This is a genomic window from Priestia sp. KCTC 13724 (assembly GCF_056820425.1).
The window spans coordinates 1-2,603 of the sequence record NZ_JBXDLD010000145.1 but is presented as its reverse complement, the minus strand read 5'-3'; the positions used below and the strand labels follow the sequence as shown (position 1 = coordinate 2,603).

The window sequence follows — 2,603 nt, the reverse complement described above, 5'->3', positions numbered from 1 at the left end:
GCAATGGATTGGCGGTCTGCCTAACTATATCAAGGCTTATTTGTCGATTTCAGTCTGCGAAGTTTGAGTAATGTATTATAAAAAAGCAGGATTATTTAAATACCCTAAAAGTGATAAAAGGGGTATAGAGCCTGAAATTTATTTTCAAGGTGATTTTCAAAAAGTCAAAAGTCCAGAGGGTTATTATTACAAAGATAAAGACGGTACAAGGAAATCTTTAAGTAACTATTATGATGAATCAGGAAACAAAGTAAGTGGTCGTATACTCAGGGAGAACCATAGTTATGAAATGGAATATGTGGTGCAAATAACAAGTGACTTTGATTACTTTCTAAATATTGATTAACAAATGCTTTTTAAAGTGCTCAAACTTGCATCGAATGGGCAACTCCGTAAAACAAACGTTAATTTCGTTAGAGAACGTTTCTCTGCCTATACAAATGTATATTAAGTTTTATTTATAAATGATTGTTACGAAAAACACCTTCAAATAAAGAAGGTGTTTTTTCTATTTTATATACACATGATAAAGAGAGGAGTGTTTAAGGTGAAGAATCTATTCATTTTTCTATTTTATATACACATGATAAAGAGAGGAGTGTTTAAGGTGAAGAATCTATTCATTAAATTAATGACTATTTTTACATTATTGATGGTTACAATATGTGGGGTGTCGGTAGGGAAAACGGAAGCTTCCAATAAAGCATCTAATCAAGACTTCATTATCATTAATAAGAAATATAACAAACTTGCTTATTTTCACAATGGTTATATCGAAGTTATTAATCCAGTAGCTACAGGTAAAACGTGGGAGAAAACACCTGTTGGATTCTTTAAAATAGTGAATAAGATTAAGAATCGTCCTTATTATACAGGACATATTGCTGGAGGAGACCCTCGTAATCCATTAGGAAAGCGTTGGTTAGGATTAAATGCAGGCGGTACGAATGGCGATACATATGGCATTCACGGAAATAACAATGAAAGCAGCATTGGAAAATACGTGAGTCACGGATGTGTCAGAATGCATAATAAAGATGTGGAGAAGCTTTATGAGAAAGTTGAAGTTGAGACACCGGTTGCGATTACATATTCCTATAAGAGCTTTGTTGATCTAACTAAGGTTTATGGATATACGTTCAAAGGCTACCAATTAAAAAATAATTAATGATTAAGCAGTATTCCGTTATCACGGAATGCTGCTCTCTTACTTTGAATCTTTATTTAAGGTCCATAAAATAGTTAAATAACCGACAATTTTTAATGGTTACATAGATGTTATAAACAATAATAAAAGCATAAAAATTGTTAATATAAGGCTGATGAAAATATTTAATATAGAAAGGATTACATTATGTTTAAATTTACGTATTCCAACGATAAAACCAGAGGCAACTGTGACCCACCAAAGGATATCAAAAAATAGTTCATTAAATTTTGCTGTAATTTCAGTGAAAAATAATACGATAAGTAGTAATTGTAGTAAAAGTACTCCAACTCCCCATAATGATGGTTTGTTCTGAATATTCCTACGACGAGAAAGTACCCCAACCACTATAAAAACCAATATAAGAAATAAAACAAAGAGCATAATTAGACTTATAAAACTCATTAAATTTCTCCTCTGTTTAATGTGTAGTTGTCTTTGACTAACTAATTTCCTTAAGTAAACCCGTTAAAGTTTCTTCCAATGCTTCAGTTGTGACTAATTTAAGCATCTTCATCTTTGTATTCTAAAATATCACCAGGCTGACATTCTAAAGCTTTGCAAATAGCTTCTAAAGTTGAAAACCTAACGGCTTTTGCCTTGCCATTTTTTAAGATAGAAAGATTGGCCATCGTTATTCCTACCTTCTCCGAAAGTTCCGTCACACTCATTTTTCTTTTAGCCAACATGACATCAATATTAATTATAATTGCCACTTTATCCACCTCAAACTGTGTAATCGTTCTCCGATTTTATATCAATCGCTTGTTGTAAAAGTCTTTTAAGAACCGCAGCAAAGACTGCAATTACCAATGAAGCAAAGATCGGGACCATTCCAACTATTACGAGACCTGGAGCATCATCTTTCTCTGCCGCAAGAAAAACAAATGGCATCATTACCACATACAGGCCACTAATTGTCATTGCACAGTATTTTATTTTCCTTAAAGCTATTACGGAGATGTTAGAAAACGCTTTGTTCTTGTCAATATAGATTAAAAGTCGGAACGCCTGATACAACGTGAAAAAATACGGGATAGCTGAAAGATACATAATGCTTACAGCAGGATATAGTATGTAGGAATAATCTGGATTTGCTATATTATTAGCTAAATAAAATAGGCCGAATATGCCTAAAGTAAGAACTAGAGCTCCCATAAGAAAAAGAGCTATTTTCAAAAATATTGTTGAACTTCGTTTCAAAATAAAGCACCTCACTTATTAATTTCAAATATGAATTTAACATACAATTTATCGTTTTACAATAAAATTTTTCTGTTTAATATTATATTACTCAAACTTCGCACCTAAATAATTAGATTCGATGGTTGGCTCTATTAGGTTCTTCATGATTTCAATAAAAACCTTGACAAAGTTTTTTAAGATACAAAAAACA

At 32.0% G+C, this 2,603-nt stretch carries 5 protein-coding genes; 2 read left to right on the top strand and 3 right to left on the bottom strand.

Annotated elements, in window-relative coordinates:
* Positions 1-70 precede the first annotated feature (70 nt).
* A complete protein-coding gene (locus AC1UFB_RS16920; protein WP_100346644.1) occupies positions 71-346 on the top strand; it encodes a hypothetical protein in 276 nt (91 codons plus the stop codon).
* Between the two features lie 261 nt (positions 347-607).
* On the top strand, positions 608-1,168 hold the full coding sequence (locus tag AC1UFB_RS16915) for a L,D-transpeptidase (RefSeq protein ID WP_240046418.1): 561 nt from the start codon (positions 608-610) through the stop codon (positions 1,166-1,168).
* A gap of 99 nt (positions 1,169-1,267) precedes the next feature.
* Here AC1UFB_RS16915 and AC1UFB_RS16910 read toward each other — a convergent pair whose 3' ends face one another.
* The 3 genes from AC1UFB_RS16910 to AC1UFB_RS16900 all read right to left on the bottom strand — a co-directional run bounded on the left by AC1UFB_RS16910 (position 1,268) and on the right by AC1UFB_RS16900 (position 2,410).
* A complete protein-coding gene (locus tag AC1UFB_RS16910) occupies positions 1,268-1,612 on the bottom strand; it encodes a hypothetical protein (RefSeq protein WP_100346645.1) in 345 nt (114 codons plus the stop codon).
* Between the two features lie 98 nt (positions 1,613-1,710).
* Positions 1,711-1,923, bottom strand: a complete 213-nt coding sequence (locus AC1UFB_RS16905; protein ID WP_100346646.1) for a helix-turn-helix domain-containing protein — start codon at positions 1,921-1,923, stop codon at positions 1,711-1,713.
* A gap of 10 nt (positions 1,924-1,933) precedes the next feature.
* Entirely contained in the window at positions 1,934-2,410 is a 477-nt protein-coding gene (locus tag AC1UFB_RS16900) for a DUF2975 domain-containing protein (protein ID WP_100346647.1), read from the bottom strand.
* Between the last annotated feature and the right edge of the window lie 193 nt (positions 2,411-2,603).

What these genes read in the sequence shown, in the direction of transcription:
- AC1UFB_RS16920 (WP_100346644.1), top strand. Translation starts at nt 71, where the DNA reads ATGTATTATAAAAAAGCAGGATTATTTAAATACCCTAAAAGTGATAAA.
- AC1UFB_RS16910 (WP_100346645.1), bottom strand. Translation starts at nt 1,612, where the DNA reads ATGAGTTTTATAAGTCTAATTATGCTCTTTGTTTTATTTCTTATATTG.